The 21,194-nt window shown below is 63.0% G+C and carries 19 protein-coding genes; 5 read left to right on the top strand and 14 right to left on the bottom strand.

Translation table 11 applies throughout. From position 1 onward, the window contains the following. Positions 1-21 precede the first annotated feature (21 nt). Positions 22-861: a CDP-diacylglycerol--serine O-phosphatidyltransferase gene (gene pssA, locus KFF05_06120; GenBank protein ID UTW52934.1), complete on the top strand. Its 840-nt coding sequence runs from the start codon at positions 22-24 to the stop codon at positions 859-861. Between the two features lie 4 nt (positions 862-865). Here pssA and KFF05_06115 read toward each other — a convergent pair whose 3' ends face one another. Genes KFF05_06115 through KFF05_06105 form a run of 3 tightly spaced genes read right to left on the bottom strand, consistent with a single transcriptional unit; the run spans position 866 to position 5,746 of the window. Continuing rightward, on the bottom strand, positions 866-4,051 hold the full coding sequence (locus tag KFF05_06115) for an efflux RND transporter permease subunit (protein ID UTW52933.1): 3,186 nt from the start codon (positions 4,049-4,051) through the stop codon (positions 866-868). Beyond that, positions 4,048-5,196, bottom strand: a complete 1,149-nt coding sequence (locus KFF05_06110; protein ID UTW52932.1) for an efflux RND transporter periplasmic adaptor subunit — start codon at positions 5,194-5,196, stop codon at positions 4,048-4,050. Before KFF05_06110 ends, KFF05_06115 begins: the two co-directional genes overlap by 4 nt. A 10-nt stretch (positions 5,197-5,206) precedes the next feature. Continuing rightward, entirely contained in the window at positions 5,207-5,746 is a 540-nt protein-coding gene (locus tag KFF05_06105) for a PadR family transcriptional regulator (protein UTW52931.1), read from the bottom strand. 297 nt (positions 5,747-6,043) lie between these two features. Here KFF05_06105 and KFF05_06100 point away from each other — a divergent pair, with 297 nt between their 5' ends. Beyond that, positions 6,044-6,532: a hypothetical protein gene (locus KFF05_06100; GenBank protein ID UTW52930.1), complete on the top strand. Its 489-nt coding sequence runs from the start codon at positions 6,044-6,046 to the stop codon at positions 6,530-6,532. Here KFF05_06100 and KFF05_06095 read toward each other — a convergent pair. After that, on the bottom strand, positions 6,529-7,440 hold the full coding sequence (locus KFF05_06095; protein ID UTW52929.1) for a LysR family transcriptional regulator: 912 nt from the start codon (positions 7,438-7,440) through the stop codon (positions 6,529-6,531). The two genes, KFF05_06100 and KFF05_06095, sit on opposite strands and share 4 nt — an antisense overlap. A gap of 164 nt (positions 7,441-7,604) precedes the next feature. Here KFF05_06095 and KFF05_06090 point away from each other — a divergent pair, with 164 nt between their 5' ends. Both KFF05_06090 and KFF05_06085 read left to right on the top strand, forming a co-directional pair. Next, entirely contained in the window at positions 7,605-7,790 is a 186-nt protein-coding gene (locus KFF05_06090; protein UTW52928.1) for a hypothetical protein, read from the top strand. A gap of 262 nt (positions 7,791-8,052) precedes the next feature. Next, complete coding sequence (locus KFF05_06085; GenBank protein UTW52927.1) at positions 8,053-9,843, top strand: SLC13 family permease; 1,791 nt, start codon at positions 8,053-8,055, stop codon at positions 9,841-9,843. Between the two features lie 10 nt (positions 9,844-9,853). Here the strand turns inward: KFF05_06085 and KFF05_06080 are convergent, their stop codons facing one another. Genes KFF05_06080 through gcvA form a run of 3 tightly spaced genes read right to left on the bottom strand, consistent with a single transcriptional unit; the run spans position 9,854 to position 13,219 of the window. After that, positions 9,854-11,176: a DegT/DnrJ/EryC1/StrS family aminotransferase gene (locus tag KFF05_06080; GenBank protein ID UTW52926.1), complete on the bottom strand. Its 1,323-nt coding sequence runs from the start codon at positions 11,174-11,176 to the stop codon at positions 9,854-9,856. A 27-nt stretch (positions 11,177-11,203) separates the two neighbouring features. Continuing rightward, positions 11,204-12,178, bottom strand: a complete 975-nt coding sequence (locus KFF05_06075; GenBank protein UTW52925.1) for a D-2-hydroxyacid dehydrogenase family protein — start codon at positions 12,176-12,178, stop codon at positions 11,204-11,206. A gap of 54 nt (positions 12,179-12,232) precedes the next feature. Further along, on the bottom strand, positions 12,233-13,219 hold the full coding sequence (gene gcvA, locus KFF05_06070; GenBank protein UTW52924.1) for a transcriptional regulator GcvA: 987 nt from the start codon (positions 13,217-13,219) through the stop codon (positions 12,233-12,235). Between the two features lie 218 nt (positions 13,220-13,437). Between gcvA and KFF05_06065 the strand changes: the two genes are divergently transcribed. Then, positions 13,438-13,584 carry a hypothetical protein gene (locus tag KFF05_06065; protein UTW52923.1) on the top strand — a complete coding sequence of 49 codons (147 nt, stop codon included), beginning with the start codon at positions 13,438-13,440 and terminating at the stop codon, positions 13,582-13,584. A 234-nt stretch (positions 13,585-13,818) separates the two neighbouring features. Here KFF05_06065 and KFF05_06060 read toward each other — a convergent pair whose 3' ends face one another. The 7 genes from KFF05_06060 to KFF05_06030 all read right to left on the bottom strand — a co-directional run bounded on the left by KFF05_06060 (position 13,819) and on the right by KFF05_06030 (position 21,037). Then, positions 13,819-15,528 carry a tetratricopeptide repeat protein gene (locus KFF05_06060; protein UTW52922.1) on the bottom strand — a complete coding sequence of 570 codons (1,710 nt, stop codon included), beginning with the start codon at positions 15,526-15,528 and terminating at the stop codon, positions 13,819-13,821. An 85-nt stretch (positions 15,529-15,613) separates the two neighbouring features. Further along, positions 15,614-16,471 carry an aldo/keto reductase gene (locus tag KFF05_06055; GenBank protein ID UTW52921.1) on the bottom strand — a complete coding sequence of 286 codons (858 nt, stop codon included), beginning with the start codon at positions 16,469-16,471 and terminating at the stop codon, positions 15,614-15,616. A gap of 15 nt (positions 16,472-16,486) precedes the next feature. Next, positions 16,487-17,755, bottom strand: coding sequence for an ABC transporter permease (locus KFF05_06050; protein UTW52920.1), 1,269 nt, complete (start codon positions 17,753-17,755; stop codon positions 16,487-16,489). Then, on the bottom strand, positions 17,752-18,471 hold the full coding sequence (locus KFF05_06045; protein UTW52919.1) for an ABC transporter ATP-binding protein: 720 nt from the start codon (positions 18,469-18,471) through the stop codon (positions 17,752-17,754). Before KFF05_06045 ends, KFF05_06050 begins: the two co-directional genes overlap by 4 nt. A 37-nt stretch (positions 18,472-18,508) precedes the next feature. Beyond that, positions 18,509-19,162 carry a DUF2796 domain-containing protein gene (locus KFF05_06040; GenBank protein UTW52918.1) on the bottom strand — a complete coding sequence of 218 codons (654 nt, stop codon included), beginning with the start codon at positions 19,160-19,162 and terminating at the stop codon, positions 18,509-18,511. A 135-nt stretch (positions 19,163-19,297) separates the two neighbouring features. Next, positions 19,298-19,972, bottom strand: a complete 675-nt coding sequence (locus tag KFF05_06035; GenBank protein ID UTW52917.1) for a DUF3299 domain-containing protein — start codon at positions 19,970-19,972, stop codon at positions 19,298-19,300. A gap of 87 nt (positions 19,973-20,059) precedes the next feature. Next, positions 20,060-21,037: a HAMP domain-containing histidine kinase gene (locus tag KFF05_06030; protein ID UTW52916.1), complete on the bottom strand. Its 978-nt coding sequence runs from the start codon at positions 21,035-21,037 to the stop codon at positions 20,060-20,062. Positions 21,038-21,194: the final 157 nt, after the last annotated feature.

The following is a 21,194-nucleotide window of genomic DNA, read 5'->3' as shown; positions in this document are numbered from 1 at the left end:
CGGATCGGAAAGCGGAATACCATGAGCGACGCCACCCCCGATCAGGCACCCGATCCCGCCGAGCGCCCGCGCCGCCTGCGCCGTGGCCTGCGGGTCATGCCGATCAACAAGATGATCCCCAACATGCTGACCCTGGGGGCCTTGGCCTCGGGCATGACGGGGATGCGCTTTGCCCTGCACGAACGCTGGGAAGCCGCCGCCTTCGCCATCCTGATCGCGGCGATCCTGGATACTCTGGACGGTCGCGTCGCGCGCCTGTTGAAAGGCTCCAGCAAGTTCGGGGCGGAACTTGATTCACTGTCCGATTTCATCTGCTTCGGCGTGGCGCCGGCGATGATTCTCTATCACTGGGCACTGGAAGACGCCGGACGGTTCGGCTGGTTCATCGTCGTGCTGTTCGCCATGTGCTGCGCGATGCGCCTGGCGCGCTTCAACACCATGTTGGAGGACGACAAGAAACCCGTCTGGGCGGGCCGCTTCTTTACCGGCGTGCCGGCCCCGGCCGGCGCAGGGCTGGTTCTGCTGCCGATGATCCTGTCGTTCCAGGTGCCGGAAGACTATGTCGGCTACCTGCAGAACCCCTATCTGGTTTCGGTCGTGCTGATCGCCTGTGGCGGGCTGTTCGTCTCCACCCTGCCCACATTCTCGTTCAAGAACATGAAGATGGCACGGGCCTGGATGATGCCGCTGATGATCGCCGTGGCGATCCTGGCCGCCTTCGTGGTGTCCGACCCCTGGCTGGCGCTGACGGCGATCCTGGTGCTTTACCTTGCCAGCTTCCCGCTCTCCATCCGGTCCTACTTGTGGCACAAAAGCCGGTCGACCAACCCGGAACCGGCGCCCGGGCCGACATCCGACTGACCGCCTATTCCGCGGGCTGAATCGCGCCGCCGCGCCGCCCACGGCGCTTCGCCCGCCAGGCCTGGAAATTCGCCCGCACCATCAGCGCCGCCGGGGTCACGATCAGGGTCAGCACCGTGGCGAAGGCCAGGCCGAACACGATGGCCGTGGCCAGCGAGCGCCACCATTGGGTCGAGGGCGCGCCCACCGTGACCTCGTGATTGACGAAGTCGATGTTCATGCCCAACACCATGGGCATCAGGCCCAACACCGTGGTCACGGAAGTCAGCAGCACCGGGCGCAGGCGCTGGGCGCCCGTGCGCAGGATCGCGCTCTTCATGTCCGTGGCGGTTTTGGCCAGGCGGTCAAAGGTGTCGATCAGCACGATGTTGTTGTTGACCACGATCCCGGCCAGGGCGATCACGCCGATCCCGGTCATGACGATTCCGAAGGGCTGCACCGTGACCATCAGGCCGATGAACACGCCGATGGTCGACATGATGACCGCCGACAGGATCAGGAAGGCGGAATAGAAGCTGTTGAACTGGGTCACCAGGATGATCGCCATGATGAACAGCGCCGCCGAAAAGGCCTTGGACAGGAACGCCTCGGCCTTGGCCTGTTCCTCGTCCTCGCCCTTGAAATCGACGCCGATGTTCGGACCCAGGCCCGCCTGAGCGATCCATGCCTTCAGCGCCGCCAATTTTTCCGCCGCCTGCACGCCGGGCGCCACGTCTGCCTTGACCGCCAAAACCCGTTTGCCGTCGGACCGCGACAGGGTGCCGATCTTGGGCTTCGGCGTGATGGTCACGAAATTGCGGATCGGCACCGGGCCTTTGTTGGTGTTGACCTTGATCGCGTGAAGTTGCTCGAGCGTGCGGAATTCAGCCGGATAGCGGACGCGGATATCGATCTCGTCGTCACTGTCGTCCGGGCGATATTCGCCAACCTTGATGCCCGTGGTAACCGTCTGCACCATGCGGCCGATCAATTGCACGTTGGCGCCGAATTTGACCGCCTGGGCACGGTCGACCTGCACTTCCCAATCAATGCCGGGAAGCTGGCGGCCGTCCTCGATGTTGATCAGGCCGCCGACGGTATCGAAGCCTTCCAGCACCTTCTGCACGGCGGCGGGCAGCAGTTCCGGCAGGCGCGACGTCAATTCCACGTTCACGGGCTTGCCGACGGGCGGACCCTTTTCCTGCTTGCGCCGGTCGACATGGATGCCGGCAAGTCCATGGGTGCGTTTTTCGACGTCGGTAAGAATTTCATCCGCCGTGCGCCGGGTCGTCCAATCGGCGAATTCCAGGGTGATGGTGCCGATGATGTCCTCGGCCTCCTGGGTTTCCCGGTTCTTTCCCGTGCGGGTGTAGATGCTTTTGAATTCACGCATGTCGAGGATACGGTCCTCGACCTCGCGCATCAGTTTGTCCTGCTCCCAAGCCGACAGGTTGCCCCGGGCACGCACCTGAAGCTGCGCCAGTTCCGGCTCCACATCGGGGAAGAATTCGACCCCGTGACCGAACTTGGCGTACCCGACCTGCACCACGACCAGCAGCATCACCGATCCCGCCAACACCTTGGCCGGATGGTTCAGCGCCCCCCGCAGGGCCGTGAGATATGCCCCCGTCAGCCCGCCGACGCCCTCCAGACTGCTGCCCGTGCCTTCGTCGCCCTCGTTCTCGGATGTGGCGGCCAAGCGTTTCGCTGTTTCGGCATCGGCGGCACCACCGGCACGGCCGAACACAGCGCCCAGGGTCGGCACGAAGATCAGCGCCATCAGAAGCGACGCCGCCAGGGTCATCAACAGGGTAATCGGCAGATACTTCATGAACTCGCCGACCACGCCGGGCCAGAACAGAAGCGGCAGGAAGGCGGCAAGGGTCGTTGCCGTCGACGCCGTGATCGGCCAGGCCATGCGCTTTGCCGCCAGACCGTAAGCAAGCCTGGATGGTGCCCCTTCGGTCATCTTGCGGTCGGCATATTCAGTGACGACGATGGCCCCGTCGACCAGCATCCCGACGGCCAGGATAAGCGAGAACAGCACGACGATATTGACCGTCAACCCCATGGCCGACAGGGCCAGGATAGCGGTCAGGAATGAACCCGGAATGGCAAGTCCGACCAGCCCGGCCGACCGCAGGCCGAGCGCCGCGACGACCACCACCATGACCAACAGAACCGCCGCGGTCACGTTGTTCTGCAGATCCAGAAGCATGGTGCGGACCTGAATCGATTTGTCCTGGATGAAGTCGACCGCAACGACGCGGCGCACTTCTTCGGGCCAACCGGCCTGTTCCTGGGCGACGACGCGGCGCACGGTTTCGATGGTGTCGATGATGTTCTCGCCGGTGCGCTTGACGACCTCAAGCACGATGGCCTTTTCGCCGTGGATGCGCGCAAAACCGTCCGGGTCCTTGAATCCGCGCCGAACCTCGCCGACGTCGCCGAAGGTAACCACGGCGTCGCCTTTGAAAGCGACGGGCATGCTGACGATGTCGGCAAGCGTTTCGAACAGGCCCGGCACCTTTATGGAGAACCGTCCTTGGCCCGTATCCTGGGCGCCGGCCGCGACCAGCTTGTTGGAGGCCTCGATAAGCTGCACCGTATCAATTGGCGACAGGTTGTAGCTTTCCAGCTTGATGGGATCGATGAGGATTTCCAGAAGTTCCTCACGGTCACCGGCGATCTGCGCCGACAAGACGGCGGACACGGCCTCGATCTTATCGCGCAGGTCACGGGCCAGCTTGAGCAGCAGACGTTCCGGAACGTCCCCGGAAAGCGTCACCGCGATCACCGGGAACAAGGAGAAATTAACCTCGTTGACCGACGGTTCATCCGTGTCATCGGGCAGTTCCGGCTTCGCCAGGTCGACCTTTTCGCGCACGTCGGTCAGCGCCTGATCGGCATTGAACCCGGCCTCGAATTCCAGGGTCACGTTAGCACCGCCTTCATAGCCCTTGGCGGTCATCTTCTTGACCCCGTCGATGCCGCGCATTTCCTTTTCCATGGGACGGATCAGAAGGCGTTCGGCATCCTCGGGCGAAATGCCCTCATGGGTGATCGAGACATAGATGATGGGAATGTTGATGTCCGGCTCGGCCTCCTTGGGGATTTCCACATAGGCGATCGTGCCCGCCACCAGAATCAGCACCAGGGTCAGGATCATCGTTCGGGCATGACCCAAAGCCGCGTCGATCAGCGCATTCATGATGCGGGGGCATCCTCGCCGATTGCCAGGCTGCCTTCGTCCACCGGCTGGACAAGCTGGCCTTCAGTGACGAATTCCTGTCCCACGGTAATCAGCGTCATGCTGTCGGGCAAACCGCCTAGCCAGATGCCGTCGGGCGTATGGGCGATGATGCGGACCTTGGTGAACCGGACCCGGTTGGCCTCATCCAGGTATTTGACGCCGATCTCGCCGGCGTCGTTCAGGGTCAGCACGGCGGCCGATACCTTGTGCGCCTTTTCCCGCCCCGCCCGGAACTGAACCTCCATTGTCTGGCCGTCGCGCAGGACGTGGTCCGGGTTTTCCAACCAGGCATCGACGCGGAAAGTGCGCGTCGCTTCGTCGGCGCGCTGCGCGACATAGCGGATCGCCCCCGCGAAGTCCTGGCCCTGCACCGTGCGGGCGATGGCAGTGTCGCCCGATTTCAGGTTCGGGACATCCCGCTCCGACACCTGCGCGACGACGCGGATAGGATCAGGGTTGATCATGACCACGATCTTGTCCCCGGATTTCAGATAGTCGCCGACGTTGATGGGCAGGGTTTCCAGGTAACCCGAAATGGGCGCGCGCACGGTCGTGCGCTCGACATCCAGCTTGATGGCGGCCAATTCGGCCTTGGCTTGCGCCAGTTCCGATTCCTCTTGGGCCAACTTAACCTCGGACTGGAAGCCCTTTTTGGTCAGCTTCTTGGCGGCCTCAAAGCCGATGCGCTCGTAAACCAGACGGGCTTCGGCTTCGCGCAATTTCGCCTCGCGGTCGTCCATGGCGAGTTTCAGGATCACATCGCCCTTTTCCAACCAGGCCCCCTTGGTGGCCGCGATCTCGACGATCCGGCCCGTTGTCTCGGCCGTCACCTCGGCATCAAGAATGACATCCGTGCGCCCGGTCACGGTGATTTCACGCACCCGCTCCAACGCTTCCATGCGCCGCACGCGGACCGTGGCCAGCGCTTTTTCGGCGCCGCCGGCAGGGGCAGGCTCGACCGTCGTCTTGGTGGCCGCGGAGTCAGCGGAGGTAAGGCCGTAATGGCGTTTCGCCTGCTCCAGATTGCCGGAGAAAATCCACGCGATGGCCCCCAAGGCAAGGACCACGGCCGCGATATACGATGGTTTGATGGGCAGTTTCATGAAGCTATCCCTATTCCGCCGCGTCGGCCTTGCCGGACCCTGCGTTCAAAAGCAGGTCACGGTTTTCCGTCATGTAGGTGACCACCGCCTGATAAAACGCCAGCCCCAGGCCGCGCACGAACAACCGGCCTTCGGGTACGCCCTCGGGATCCAGGCCCTGCATGATCTCGACCCGCGCACGATAGAAGGCGAGGTAATCGTCATAGACCGTGTTCAGATGATCGCGATCCAGGAATTCGGCAAAGAACATCAAGAACGCCGCGTCGGACCGGACCTTGTCCGGCATGGGTGCCCGCGCCAACGATTGCCGGAACACCTCGCGCCCGGCCGGCGTCACCGCATAGACCTTCTTATCCGGATGACCTTCGCCGGGGGTGTCGGTCACCGCGATCAGGCCTTCCTCGGACAATTTCGACAACGCCGGATAGATCGATCCGTAACCGACGTCCTGAAAATGGGCGAAGGGACCCTCTTCGAACATCTTGCGAATTTCGTAGCCCGAGGCATCGCCCATCACGAGCACGCCCAGACAAAGGATTTTAGCGTCCATGGTTCCGAAATCGGGCCCGCACGGCAGGCCCGGTCCTTTGCAGTGTGAAATCGGCGCGGAAATTATATGCAATCTTATACTATATCAAGCCGATATATTTCATCGGTCGTTATATGCATTCGATACCGATGGCGATGAGGCGATGCGACCCGCCCCGCCACTATGACTTTTGTCATTATGACGTTCGTCTTGGTCAGATTGGGTTAGACGGTCCTCATATTCCGCCGAAACCGGGCGTTTACGGCTGGCACGGGCATTGCACCTGATACGGGAAACGTCAGGAGCCATCCCATGAATATGTCCGCCTCCGGCCTCAATCCCAAATCAGATATACAAGTGGAGGAAGCCCGTACCTTCAGGTTGAAGAGCGGGCAACCCTTCGCGATCATCGGCCATAATCCGCAGGAACGCCTGATTACTGACTTCTGGTTCGGCAACTTCGAAACGGAGGAAAATTTTCGTCTTGTCGGCAGCCACGTATGCGAAATGCTGAAAACCGGCGCCTACAGCTATTGGATTGCCGATATGCGCCATTTGACGCAAAGCTTCTATTGTTCCGAAGACTGGCTTGCCAACGATGTGTTTCCGCGCGCGGTTTCCGCCGGTCTTGAACGCAAGGCCCTGGTGCTGCCGCCGAACCGCAACCTTCCGGCAGGCTTTGATAGCTTTGGCTCCGCATCAAACACCATCCGGAAAATCACCGACCATCGCGTGTCTGGTTTCCATGATCTCGACCGCGCCTATAATTGGCTGTTCGACGACAACCTGCAGGCGATGACCGGCTAGCCTTGTCCGGCCCCTGTGTTTTGCTGTTCCCAGGGCGGGTTCTTGACGAACCGTTCAACCAGCCAATCGATGAATGCCCGCACCTTGGGCGCCTGATGGCGGCCGGGGGGATAGACGGCGAACACGCTGCGCCCTTCCTCGGTCTCGTACTCCTGCAATACCGGCACCAGACGGCCGTCGCGCAAGGCTTCCCAGGTCAGGAACTGGGCCGCGCGGATCAGGCCGACCCCGGCGATCGCCGCGTCGTACAGCAATGACGCATCATTCACCACCAACGAGCCGTTGACGTCCATAATGCGGGGGCCGTCGGCGCCTTTAAATTCCCAACGGTTGATCGTGGTCTCGAAACTGACGCGAAGGCAGTTGTGATGGACCAGGTCGTCAGGCGTCTGCGGAATACCGTGCCGTTCGAAATAAGCGGGGGCCCCGGCAACGACCCGTTTAACCGCCGTCAGCCGCCGCGCGATCAGCGAGGAATCAGTCAACGTGCCGATGCGCAGGCCGACGTCCACACCTTCCCCGACCAGATCGACCATGCTGTCCGAGGTGATGAATTGAACCTGCAATTCGGGATAGGCCTCGATGAATTCGTGCAGATGCGGGATCACCGCATAGCGGCCAAAGGCCGTTGACGAATTGACCTTAAGAACCCCACGCGGCTCCGCATGCAGTTCGCGCACGGCAAGCTCCGCCGCATCGATTTCTTCCAGGATGGTCACCGCACGTTCGTAATAGGTGCGGCCTTCCTCGGTCAGGCTGATCGACCGTGTGGTGCGGTTCAGAAGCCGCGCACCCAGACGATCTTCAAGCCGCCCGACCAGTTTGCTCACCGCCGACGGTGTGATGCCCAAGTCGCGGGCCGCAGCGGAGAACCCGCCGCCGTTTACCGCGCGAACAAACACCGCCATTTCACTGTCCCGGTCCATATCGTCTCCCAAACCGAATTTTTAGTGAATAAATTTCACAAATCATAATCCGTTTATCATAATTATCAATCAAATCCGCAAATGTTAAGTTTTGCTCAACAGTCGGTGACGCGTTTCGCGTTGATCCGGATTTGAGGAGAACGACCATGCCCATGACACCGCTTGACCTGAGAAATGCCATTCGTCACGCGGAGATGGAAGCCGGCGTGCGCCGGGGCCGGCAACTTCGGGCCGAAGCCGTCCGCGATGTGATCGGCCGGATGTTCCGCCATTCGCCGATCGGCAACCGCCCGGCCCGGACCTCTCGGGCTGGTGTTCCCGCACCCTGCTGACACAACCGATGTGCCGCTTGGTTGCCAGCGGCGCCCCAGGGACTTCGGTCCCCCGCCGGCGAGCCCCCCTGCCGGCGAAACGGGGCGGAACGGCGCCATCTCCCTACTTGTGAAGTAGATAGGCAAACTGACGGGCGGCCCCTAAAAGGGCCGCCCTCCTTTTTTGTGCCAGCCATGTGGGCCGCACCGCCATTGCCCCCTTTCAATTTGGCTTTCGGAACCGCACACTCACTAAACGGCACCTGCGATGAAAGCCGAGTGAGTGCGCATGACCCTTGACCAGATGACCATTGTCGGACTGATCGTGGCGGCCCTGGCGTTGTTCGTCTGGGACCGCTGGCGCTACGACGTGGTCGCCTTCAGCGTGCTGCTGGCTTCCGTCGTCCTGGGACTGGTTCCCGCGCGCGAGGCCTTTTCCGGCTTCGGCCATCCGGCGACCATCACGGTGGCCGCGATCCTGGTGCTCAGCCATACCCTCGCGCGCACCGGGGCGTCGGAAATCCTGGCCCGGCTCATTGAACGGTCGGCCACCGGCATGGCGCGGCATATTGCCGTGCTGTCGGGCCTGGGGGCGTTGATGTCGTCGGTCATGAACAACGTGGCGGCGCTGGGCCTGCTCATGCCGGCGGCGATCCAGACGACCCTGAAAACCAAGTACCACGCGGGGGGGGTACTCATGCCGCTGTCCTTCGCGACCATCCTGGGTGGGTTGATCACCCTTCTGGGCACGCCGCCCAACATCATCATCGCCGCCTTTCGCGCCAAGGTGACGGGCGAACCCTTCGGCATGTTCGACTTCACGCCCGTCGGCATTCTGGTTGCCGGCATCGGGGTCGCTTTTCTGGCGGTTTCGGCGCGGTTCCTGATCCCCACACGCCGCCTGGTGCAGGACGCCACCCGCGATCACATGGGCATCGACAAGTTCGTGACAGAGGCGACCGTGGTCAAAGGCACGGACGCCGTCGGCATGACTCGGGGCGAATTGCGCATGCTGGCGACCGATTGCGACGTGCTGATCGTCAACATCATCCGCCGCGGCCGGCGCATGGCCAAGTTGCCGCAGGGCGACGGGCTGAAGGTCGGCGACAAACTTCTGCTGGAATCCTCGTCCGAGGGACTGGACCGCCTGACCACGGCCATGGACCTCAAGGTCGGCACCATGAAGGGCACCAAGTCGGAAAACATGATCGACGAGGACATGGACCTCGCCGAAGCCGTTGTGCGCCCGGGGTCACGCATGATCGGGCGCGAGCTTTTGTCGCTGCGCCTGCGTTCGCGCTACGACACGGACATCCTGGCCGTGTCACGCCAGGGCCGGGCGTTTCGCGGCCGCATGGGCCAGTTCAAGTTCCGTCCCGGTGATCTGGTGTTATTTTACGGTCCGCGTGATCACATGCCCGATCTGATGGCCCGTATGGGCTGCTTGACCCTGCAGGAACGCATCCAGTTCGGCGAGGCCAGTCACCGCCACGCCCGCATGGCCATCGCCATCTTCGCCGCCGCCGTGGCGCTCGCGACCTTCAACATCATGCCGATCACGATTGCTCTCGGCCTTGCCGCCGTGGCCATGGTGGTGCTCAACATCCTGCCCGTGCGGGAAATCTACGACGGCATCGACTGGCCCGTGGTCGTCTTGATCGGGGCCCTGATCCCCGTCGGCGACGCCTTCGATGCCACCGGCACCACGGGGCTGATCGCCCAGGGCATTTTGGACAGCCCCCTGCCGCTCAACCCGCTTGCCGTGCTGACCCTGTTGATGGCCGTGACCATGGCCCTTTCGGCGGTGCTCAACAACGCCGCCACGGCCGTGATCATGGGGCCCGTGGCGCTCACCCTGTCGCAACGCCTGGGCGTCGACCCCGACCCCATGCTGATGAGCGTCGCCGTGGCCGCCAGCTGCGCCTTCGTCACGCCCATCGGGCATCAGAACAACGCCCTGGTCATGGGTCCCGGCGGCTATGCCTTCGGTGATTACTGGCGTTTGGGCCTGCCCTTGCAGGGGGGTGTGCTGGTGGTCGCCGCGCCGGCGATCCTGCTGTTCTGGCCGTTCTGATCCCAGCCTGTCAGGATCGGATGAACTTGATCCCGTTAAAGGTTTCCCGCCACGCGCGGACCTCCGGCGCCAGGGCGTCCGGATCGTTGGCGTTAAGCGCCCGCGCGATCTGGCGGGCCAGGCGCGGCATGTCCGCCACGGTCATGCCCCGGCGCACCAGTTCCGGCGTGCCGATGCGAAGCCCGTTCAAATCCCCCGCAACCGAGTCCACGGGCAGGCCGATGCCGCAGGCGAGAAAGCCCGCCCGGCGCAGCTTCTTGGCCGCCGCCTGCCCGCCGCCATAAGGGGCCGCCAGGACCGCGAGTTGATGGGAATTGGTGAAGCTCCGATCTTTGGCGAACAGGGCCACGCCCTCGTCATCGAGGGCCGAGGCCAATGCCTTGGAGGTGGCCACCATTTCATCGGCATAAGCCCGGCCAAATTCCCGCCAATCCAGCAAGGTAATGGCCAACGCCGCTGATTTGGCCGCGTCGAAGTTGGCGGTCATTCCCGGGAACGCGATGGCGTCCAGCCGCTCCGCCAAGTCCGCGTCGTTGGTCACGATCAGCCCGCCCGCGGGTCCCCCTAAGCTTTTGTAAGTGCTCATGGTCATCAGATGGGCGCCCTGGGCCAGGGGGTCGGGCCAGGTGCCGCCCGCGACCATGCCGCAGAGATGGGCCGCGTCGAACAATACCTTGGCCCCGACGTCGTCGGCGATGGCGCGGATCTCGGCGACAGGGTGCGGGAACAGGTTGAGGCTGCCGCCGATGGTGATCAATTTCGGCCGCACGTCCCGGGCAAGTTTACGCAAGGCGTCGAGATCGACCGTGTAGCCCGAGGCATCGACCGGGGCCGGGTGCGTCGTCAATCCGAACAGCCCGGCGCAGCCCGCCCCGTGATGGGTGACGTGCCCGCCGATCTCGGACGACGGCGCGATGATCGCGTCGCCCGGCCGGCAGGTCGCCATGAAGGCGTAGAGATTGGCCAGGGCACCCGAGGCGACGCGGATTTCCGCGAAATTCGCCCGGAACACCTCGGCCGCCAGTTCGGCGGCGATGACTTCGATCTCCTCGATCGCTTCCAACCCCATTTCGTATTTGGCGCCCGGGTAGCCGAGCGACGGCCGCGCGCCCAGGCCGGAGGCCAGCGCCGCTTCCGCCTTGGGATTCATGACATTGGTCGCCGGGTTCAGATTGAAGCATTCGGCGTCGTGAATGTCGCGGTTGCGGGCGATCAGGGTGTCGATGCGGGCGGCAACCGCGTCGGTCCCGTCCGTCGCCGTGGCGTCGGCGATCCGGCGCACCAGCGCTTCGCAGTCAGTCGGCACCCAGTCACGGGATATCAGATTGGCCATGGCCATTCCTTATTGCTGTCGTGGGCCCTAGCCCGTCAGAACCTCGGGGTTGACCACGTTGATGGAGGCACCTTTGTCGAAGGCCACGATCTGGTCGAAGATGTCCGTGAAGTGAATTTCCCATTCGTCGACGGTGACGTAGCCGATATGCGGCGTGCAGATCACATTGGGCATGTCGACCAGGGGCTCGGCGCCCTTGGTTACCGGCTCATGATCGAACACATCGACCGCCGCCATGCCGGGGCGGCCACCCTTGAGCGCCGCCGCCAGCGCCCCCGGCTGGATCAGGCCCGCGCGCGACGTGTTGACCAGAAGCGCCGTGGGCTTCATCAGCTCCAGGTCCGCCTGACTGACGATGCCCTTGGTCGCGTCCTTGAGGCGCATGTGCAGGCTGAGGATGTCGCAATCGCGAAAGAAATCTTCCTTGCTGGCGGCCACATCACAGCCCTCGGCGCGGGCGGCCTCGCGGGACGCTTCACGCGCCCACACCAAAATGCGCATGCCGAAGGCGCGGCCGACCTCAGCGACGGCGCGGGAAATACGGCCATAGCCGTAGAGACCCAGCGTCTTGCCGCGCAGGGAGTACCCCATGCCCATCTGCCATGTGCCGGCCCGGAGCGAGGCCATCTGCTGCGGAATTTGGCGCATGGCGGCCAGGATCAGGGCCCAGGTCAGCTCCGACGTGGCATAGGACGGCGTGCCTTCATGCTGGGCGGAGCACACGACAACGCCCTGTGCCGTGCAGGTGTCGACATCGATATGCGGCCAGACACTGCGCTGACTGATCAGTTTCAGATTGGGAAGACGTTCCAAAAGCGGTGTGCGGATTTTGGTGCGCTCGCGGATCAGGACCAAGGCTTCCGTGTCCTTCAGGCGTTCGGCCAATGCGCCCGTATCCTGGACATGGTCGTTCCAGATGGTGATGTCATGACCGGCGATCTTCTGAAAACAGGGCAGACCGCGGATAACGTCGAAATAGTCGTCGAGAATGGTGATTTTCATGGATGTCCGGTCTCCGGTCGAAGGGCCCCCTTCGGATGTCGATGCGCGCGCGGTTCAGACGCCGCCGGCCGCTTTCTGAAGCTTGCGTGCCGCCGCCCATTCCGCCTGCTGTTTGGCTTCCAGCTCGGCGTGATGCTCGGCGTGCTCCCGGGCTTCGGCCATGATCCATTCGCGGAACGCCTTGACCTTCGGCTTGTCGGCGGTTTCCTCGGGCGAGATCAGCCAATAAGCATGGGCGACGGGAATGGTCTCGGCAAAAGGCCGCACCAGGCGCCCGGTTTCCAGGTCGCGCTCGGCGACCGAGGCCTTGACCAGGGCCACGCCCTGCCCGTTGACGGCGGCTTCGACCAGCATCCAGTGGGGCGAGATATTGGGGCCGGGGATCGGCCCCTGGGTCCGCACGCCATGGCCGCGCAGCCACATTTCCCAGGTCGGGAAACTGTCGTCGATATCCTGCTGCACGGGATGCAACAGCGTGTGATTCAGCAAATCACGGGGTTCGCGGATCGGATTATCGCCATTCATCAGCGCCGGTGCGCAGACAGCGTAGACTTCTTCCTCGAACATCTTGTCGACGCGGCAGCCCGCATAATTGCCGGGGCCATAGCGCACGGCGACATCCGCCTCACCCATCTCGAACCGCACCTTCAGCGAGGTCGCGACCAGCATGACCTGAATTTCCGGGTGCAGATTGGTGAACTTTTCCAGCCGATGGACCAACCATTTGGCGGCGAAGGTCGGCGTGACGGATACGGTGAGGGGCCCCGTGGATTCGGAATCGTACAAAGCCTGGGTCGCCGCCTGCAGTTTGGCGAACCCTTCGCGCAGGCCGGGCAGGTAGGCAGCCCCTGTTTCGGTCAGGGCAAGCCCCCTCTGCTGGCGATGGAACAACTGCACGCCAAGGTATTCCTCCAGCCCCTTGACCTGGTGGCTGATGGCCGCTGGCGTTACATGAAGTTCATCCGCAGCACGCGACATGGACAGGTGCCGGGCAGCGGATTCAAAGGCGCGGAGCGCGTTCAGGGGCGGCAGCGTTCTCATACACCCAGGCTTACCTTATAGATTTTCTAAAATCAAGAGTGAGAAATGGTCGTTTGCGCCATGCCCCTGAAATCCGTAAGTTTTCCTCAACAGAACACGGGAACCCGCCGAACCACAGGGGTTTGACCGGTCAAACAGATAAGTTCGAATAGGGAAAAATCTTCCAAGCCTATCGTTACCAACCCCGGAGCCCCATTCGACGCTTAAGGAGAATTAACATGGCTTACAATCGCTACATCGGACATTCCGCGCCCTTGCCGAACGGCGCCCTGCCGACCCAGGAAGAAATGAGCGCCCTGCGCCATCAGGCCTGGAACCGCGATGTCCGCAACGTCCGCAACGTCATCGGCCGTCTGTTCAAGTAAGACCCGCTTTATCGCCAAGGATGGCGCCGACGCCTGACTGCCTGAGATACACGCTTACAACCTGATACTTGCCCACGACTACCTGATTATCTCCCTACCCCCGGTTCTTACCGGGACTCGACTTCCCACCTTTGGGGTCTGCTTTTTGGATCGCTCCAGCCCCCCTTCGCGATCCCTAAGGCAGGCCCCTAATTTTTTGCGCGGCCGGATCAAATACGCCCGCCGCCGCATCCCCTAAATCACATCAAATGCGATCGAATGGCGCGTGTCCTCACGCGTGAAGGGACGCACGCCGTGCCATATGTAGGACGGAAACAGCACGAGTTTTCCCGGTTCAGGCCGCACCATGATGCGCGTGCGATTGCGGACACTCACGAAGACGTCCGGGGGCGCGCCGATCTGTAGACACCCCTCGCCTGTCTGCCAAACCTCATCCGGCAGGTCCGGAACCTTCACGTAATAGACCCCGGACAACCAACCCTCGTTGTGGATGTGGCTAGCGTCGTAGCCGGCGCCGCGCAGAATGGTCGACCAGGCGCCGGTAAATCGGAAATCTGGATTGACGAACCGCAGGAAGGGATGATCCGGGTCATGTTCCAGCCCCGCGATATAGCGCCTGAGAGATTTCACGATCTCGTCCTTGACCAGGGCGACGGTGCCTGTCGGCCCGGTGAACAGATTATCGGGGATCTGCGTGCCGCCACGCATGGTCTGGTTGATCGGCGGCGGGACAGTTTCATGACGGGCCGCCAGTTCCACATGCAAGGCGGCGTTGAACGTGTCCAGATCGGTGTAGCCCTCGGGCACGTCAATGAACATCGCGGTCACGGCGCTGTCGTAATCGACAATACGGGCAACATCCGGGTCTTCCGCCTCGGTCATGGCGATGGTCAAAAGACCCAGAACACCCGAACGGCGGGGATTGCGGACATGCGCCCCTTGCAGCGGCGCCACCGCCGCCTCGGGACGCCCGATGCGCAGCAGGGCTTCGCCCTGAATTTCCAAAATCTCCGGATCCTCGGGATCCAGTTCAACGGCCCGCGCCAAGGCATCCAAAGCTTCATCGTGACGCCCCAGAGATGACAGGGCCGCGCCAAGCTGACCATGGGCCTGGGCGCTATCGGGTGCCAAGGCGATGGTCCGGCGCAACACCGGCTCCGCCTGTTGGAACCAATGATCCATCACCAGACATCGTCCGTATTGCAGATGTGCCATGGGATGCTCAGGCAATTCGCGGCACACCCATCGGTAGGTGTCGTGCATCTGATCCTGTTGATCGCACTCCCATTTCAGGTTCTTGAAACATTCGTGCGCCCCCTGATGGAAGGGGTCGAGGGCGACCGCCTTGCGGCAGGCTTCGAAGGCGTCCTCCCGGCGGCCGAGTTCGAAATAGATAGCACCCAGGCTGGCATGGGAATCGGGCCAGCCGCCGGATATGCGCAGCGCCGCCTCGAAGGCGCGCATGGCGTCTTGGGGACGCGCCGCCGCCTGCAAGGCGACGCCGTAGTTGTGAAACAATTCCGGGTCGCGGGCCTGGCGTTCCAATGCCGCTTCAAAATCGCTGATCGCGGCGTCAAGTTGGTCCAGCTTCTGCAACGCGAGGCCCCGGTTGTTGAGAAAATCCGGGTTGCCGGGATCGAGCGCCAGGGCGTGGTCGCTGGCCGCGCGGGCAGCTGGGAAATCGTCACCGTAATAGCGGGCAAGGGCAAGGTTGTTCCACCACGCTGCCTTGCTGGCGTCGATGGACACAGCCTGCTCCAGCATAGACTTTGCCGCTGCCAGATCGCCGCCCTGCATCAGAGCGACGCCGAGCAAATGCAACGCATCGCCGTGCCCCGGGTTGGCAGCCAGGAACCCACGATACATCGCTGCCGCACCGGCGATGTCACCGGCTTGGTGGCGGGCAAAGGCCTGTTCTAGGGACACCGGGCCGATGGGCGCCATGGGGCAATTCCGCTTCCTGAGGCAAGGGCGACGGCGAAACACCGCCGCAGATCACACAGAACCTGAACGACGGCGGCCAGGCAAGTCAACGGGGCATGGCGGCCTTCTCGATAGCGGCGATCTCAGCGGGCGTCAGAGTGAAATCGAAAACGTCCAAATCCTGTGCCATATGAGTCGCATCCTTGGTGCCGGTCAGGGCGATCATGCCGACGTCGAGGGCGAAGCGGAACACGCATTGCGCCGGGGTCTTGCCGTGGCGGGCGGCGATCTCCTTGATCATCGCATGGTCGACCAGCGCCCTGTTGGCCGTGAGCAGGGAAAACCCCTGATAGCGGATGCCTTCCTGGGCGCAGACGCCCCGGATGTCCCGGTCCCAGGCACGCGCGGCATAGCAGCGGTTCTGCACGAAACGGGGCTTTACCTCGGCCCGGGCGCAGAGCAGGCGGATTTGCTCCAGTTTGAAATTGCTGACCCCCAACAGGCGCACCCGGCCTTGTTTGTGGATCGCCTCCATGGCCCGCCACACCTGCCAGTCGATGGGATGCAGGCGATCGCCGGTCCAGGGGCCGTGCAGTACCAGGCTGTCGACATAGTCGGTTTGCAGATGCTCCAGCGATTTTTCGAAGGACTGCGCGACCTGCGTCGCCGCCGGGGCATCCGCGTCATAGGGCAGACGGTGATCCTGGCCGCGTCGAAAGGTGAACTTGGTCTGGATGAACAGATCAGCACGCCGCACCCGCCCCGCCTTGATCGCCTTGGCCAGGGCGGCGCCGGTTCCGGCCTCGTAGTAATGCTTGCGCTGATTGGCCGTATCGAAGCCGCGAAAGCCCTGGTCGAGCGCCAGGGTTACCAGCGACTCGGTGGCCTCTTCTTTCCAGGCCGTGCCGTACAGCAGGCGTGGGACGGCCACCCCGTCGATGTCGATGGCTTGCGCGTCGTCCATGGTAATCGCCTCTGGTTAGAGTTTGACCGTCATCCCGTCGGCCAGCGACTGCCGATAGGCGCCGAGCGCGGGCACGGCCCCCGCCAACACCCCGGCCAGCACGACGGCGCCCAGGATCGCCAGATCGTGGGCCGTCGGCGCGGAGATTTCCAGAAACAATCCGAAGCGGCTGTCGAGAACGGGCCGGAACGCGGCCAAGGCGGCGTAGAACAGGCCGAGGCCCGCTGCCGCCCCGGCCATCGTCAGGACCGCTGCCTCGGACACCAGCAAGGCGAACAGGTGCAGCGGGCGGGCCCCGACGGAACGCAGGATCGCCATTTCCCGCCGCCGTTCGTTCAGCCCCGCCAGCATCATGATCATCATCCCGAGAAGCCCCGCCGCGACCACCGCCACGGATATGGCGGCCAGCGCCGCCTCGGCCGTGCCCATAAGATCCCAGAGCTCCTGCAACGCAACCCCGGGGAGCACCGCCAGCAGGGGCTCTGGCCGGTATTCATTTATGGCGCGTTGCAGGGTGAAGGCCGCGAACCGCGATTTCGCGCCGACCAGAACGGCGGTAATGGCGCGGGGCGTCAGGTCCATGCGCCGGACCTGATCGGCGGTCACGCGCATGCCGGGCACGGGGGCGCCGCTTTTCCAATCGACATGGATCGCCTCGATGGCCTGCAGGCTGACGTGCACCGTGCGGTCCACGGGCGTGCCCGTGCGGGCCAGGATGCCGGCGACACGGAAAGGTTTATCCTTGTGGTTGGAGAAACCCTCTGCCCCCAGGCCGTGGGCGACGACCAGTGGATCACCCAGTTTGTAGCCCAGGGCACGCGCCACCTCGGCACCCAGAACGGCATCGAACAGGTCGGTGAACGGCTCGCCGGCGCTGAATGTTAGGGGCTTCTTGCGGCCGTAGCGGTAATGATGGAAGTAGTCGCCCGTGGTACCCAACACCCGAAACCCGCGATGGGAATCGCCGAGCGACAGGGGCACGGTCCAGGCCACGTCGGGCCGCGCGGCAATTTCCTGATAGCTTTGCCAGGAAATGTTGTTGGTCGCGTTGCCGATACGAAACACGGAATACAGCAACAATTGAACCGAACCGCTGCGCGCGCCGACGATCAAGTCGGTGCCGGAAATGGTGGCGGCGAAACTGGCCTTGGCCTCGGTCCGCAGCTTTTCCACACCAAGCACCAGCGTCACGCTGACGGCCAGCGCCAGCAGGGTCAGCCCCACGGTCGCCCGGCGGTTCAACAAGCTCTTGACCGCGAGGCCGAGAATCGGCGCCCCCCTCATGCGGCCCTGCCTTCGGCACCCGCCGCCCGGTTGATCTCGGCCAGGGCCACCACCCGGTCGAACCCGGACTCGAGCCGTCGGTCGTGGCTGACGAACAGCACCGTGGCGCCGCTGCGTCCGGCCTCCGCGAACAGCAGGTCAAGGAACGCTGCCTGGGAATCGGCGTCGAGGGCCGAGGTCGGCTCGTCCGCGATAATGACCGGCGGCGCGCCGATCAAGGCGCGGGCGGCGGCGACGCGCTGCTGCTGGCCGGTGCTCAGTTCGGCGACGGCGCGCCCGGTAGTGGCGGCCTCGCCCAGGCCCATATGGGTAAGCAAGCGCAGCGCCTCGCCCTCGGCGCCGCCCGGTGCGGCGTCGGCGCGGGCCCGGCGGACGGGCGAAAAGCGGCAGGGTAGAAGCACGTTTTCCGTCAGCGACAGAAACGGCAGCAAATTGAACATCTGGAAAATGAATCCGATGCAATCGGCGCGGATGGCGTCGCGGCGGGGCCCCGGGACACGGGCCAGGTCCTCACCGGCGATTTCCACCTCCCCTTCCTGGGGCAGGCAGATACCGGCCAGCAAGTTCAGAAGCGTCGTCTTACCGCTACCGCTGGGGCCATGGACGAACAGCCGCTCACCGGGCTGGACCGCGAATTCCGTGATGTCCAAGACCAACGGCGCCCCCGGGCGCCAGCGGAACTGGACGCCGGACAGGCGGATCGCGTTGCCGTTCATGCTTGTGCCGTTCCCTCCGGGCGTGAATTCAGACCGTTTAGAAGGTCAGGCGCGCGCGGTCCGCTGTCAACTCCTGGGCACCCTGCCCCTTCGCCGTGATGGTCCGCGCCTCAAGTTCGCGGGCGGCCGGGAAGGCGGTAAAGTAGCCCAGGTCGATATGGCTCAACGCCGCTGGATCGGCGCAATGGAAATGATAGTGAGCGCGGAATTCCGCGTGCCCCTCAGCCTCATGGGCATGTCCCTTGTCGTGATCATGTCCCTTGTCGTGGTCGTGCTTCTTTTCATGGTTATGGCCTTTATCGTGGTCACGGCCCTTCTCGTGGTCATGCGCGTCGTCCAAAAGGGCGGAATGGACCTCCGCTTCCTCTAGTCGGCAATCGGCCTTGGGCGGGAAGCGAAACAGGCCGGCCCCGTCTTTCAGGCGGGCCGCGGCTGCGGCCAGGGCCGCGCGGTCAGCCTCCGTTTCCGCCGCATGCTCGAAGCCGACGATGTCCGCCCCCGGCGCCGTGATCTCGATTTCGACCGTGTTCCCTTCCACCGCCAGGCTCAACTGCCCGACGCCGTGTTCATGGGCGCCGTGTTCGCGTTCGGCCGACAATGCCGGACCGGCAGCAGCGAACAGACTTGCCAGCAACGTGGCAGAAACAAAAAAACCGGCGCGCGGGACCGGAAGCATCGACATCGGCTTCATGAAAGCTCCTTTGGGCGTGAGGATAATAAGAATAGATTTTGTAATGTTATATGATAACATTTTTTGCCTGACAATCGCTCTTTGCCCCCATCATCCGATTATTCAGTTGTGGAAATGGCGGGCGCCCGGCACGGCCTATTTTTCCGTATAGGGCTCAACCCGTATGCCCTGGATCGTGTAGCCGGCTTCGACATCGGCATCGCCGTCAACCAACGTGAGCGCACGCTTGCTCCGCTTGACGGTCATCCGCCCGGTGACCCAGACGGGCTCGTAAAGTTCCTTGGCGGCGTAGGATTGGTTCAGATGGACCACAACCGTCTGATTTATGGGCGGCGGCGGGACGTGGATACAGGCCCCGACATAAGGCACCAACAGGAATTCCTTGACCGAAGTCCCCTCGAACTCCAGCGGCAGGACATAGCCGGGCAGGCGCACCAACTGACCGTCCAGGTCATGCGCCAGTTCACTGTTCCGCGCCGCGACCTCAGCTTGCATCTTCTGCACAAGGCCGACCATCCGGTCCACATCGATGCCTTCCTGGCGCAGCTTGAATTCGATCTCCCGCGCATCCTCGAACATGGGGTGCACTTCATTCATCAAGCCCGCGGCGACTTGGGCGCGGATGGTCGCCAGCATCTCCAACTCGACCTGCTGATCAATCGGCAGGTACTGATAGGGATTGTCGACCGGCGGGCCTTGAGGAATCAGGCCTTCCCAGGTCAGAACCTTGGGCGTTTCCGCCGCCGACAGCGGGCCGGCCGCAATCAGCAACAGGCATAGCGACGATATCAGACGGAACAGGCGCGGCATGGGAACTCTCAAGCTGCGGAATATCGGCCGCACCTTAGACGCGTCCCACGACCTCCGCAATTGGCGACGCGCAGAACTTGATGTCGTTCAGGGAATTTCCCGCACCCGTGTCGGCGGGAAGCGGACGGTTATCGTCGTGCCCCGGGTTTCGACACTTTCAATGCCAAGCGACGCCTGATGCAGGTCGGCCAGAATTCGGACCAGAGACAGGCCCAGACCCGATCCCTGCTGACCCTTGATCAGGTGGTTGCCGCGAATCTGGATATAGGGTTCGAAGACATCGTCGAGAGCGTCCTGCGGAATGCCGATGCCCGTATCCGACACGCGAATGACGATGCCGCCGACCCGGTCCGTGCGTGCCGCAAGCGTGATATGCCCGCGCTTCGGCGTGAACTTGACCGCGTTGGACAGCAGGTTGACGATGATCTGGCGAACCCTGCCGGGATCGCAGTAAAGCCCCGGCAGGTCCGGCGGCGTTTCGATCCTGATGTCGATGCCATTCGCTTCGGCCTGGTTCTGCATCAGGCGCCGGCAATCGTCCAGAATCACCGGCACGGGGGACCAGGATTCCCGCATCTCGATGCGTCCGGCCTCGATCTTCGCAACATCCAGCAGGTCGTTGACGATGTCCAACATATGCGCGCTGGTGGCGCGGATATCGGTCAGGTATTCGGCGTACTTGGGACTACCCAACTCGCCATAAGGTTCTTGACGCACCAGATCGGCAAAGCCGACCACGGCATTCAAGGGCGTGCGCAGTTCGTGGGTCACGCGGGCCAGGAACTCCGTCTTGCGCTGATCGTTGATTTCCGCCTGTTCCTTACCCCTCAGCAATTCCAGATTGACGGCGCGCAGGCCCGCAAGTTCGCGGCGAAGCTGCAGAATCTCCTTTTGCAGCCTGGTCTTGTCCTTGTCGCGGTGGCGCTTGAACCGGCGCAGCACCCAAAGCGCGGGCAGGACCGGCAGAAGAAGCAAGCCTTTCAGCGTCGGCTTACCGGGCGCACCGAACCCCGGGACCATCGGCCGGCCGGCACCATAGGGAAGATCTGAATAATTCTGGGGCATGGTGGCTGTCATCTTTCGTTCAATCACCGCAGTCCGGTCCCCGAATCGTTTTTTATTGCGTCTTTCGTAATGTTCGTATTAATTGAAGAGAACAGCAATATTTTTTATTTAAAGTAGTTTTTAATCAAATAAGTTTAAAATTTTACCCATCGCGAAT

It is taken from the genome of bacterium SCSIO 12827 (assembly GCA_024397995.1).
Lineage (GTDB): Bacteria > Pseudomonadota > Alphaproteobacteria > Rhodospirillales > Casp-alpha2 > UBA1479.
The sequence above is the reverse complement of the archived record's forward strand: the minus strand, read 5'-3'. Positions and strand labels throughout refer to the sequence as shown.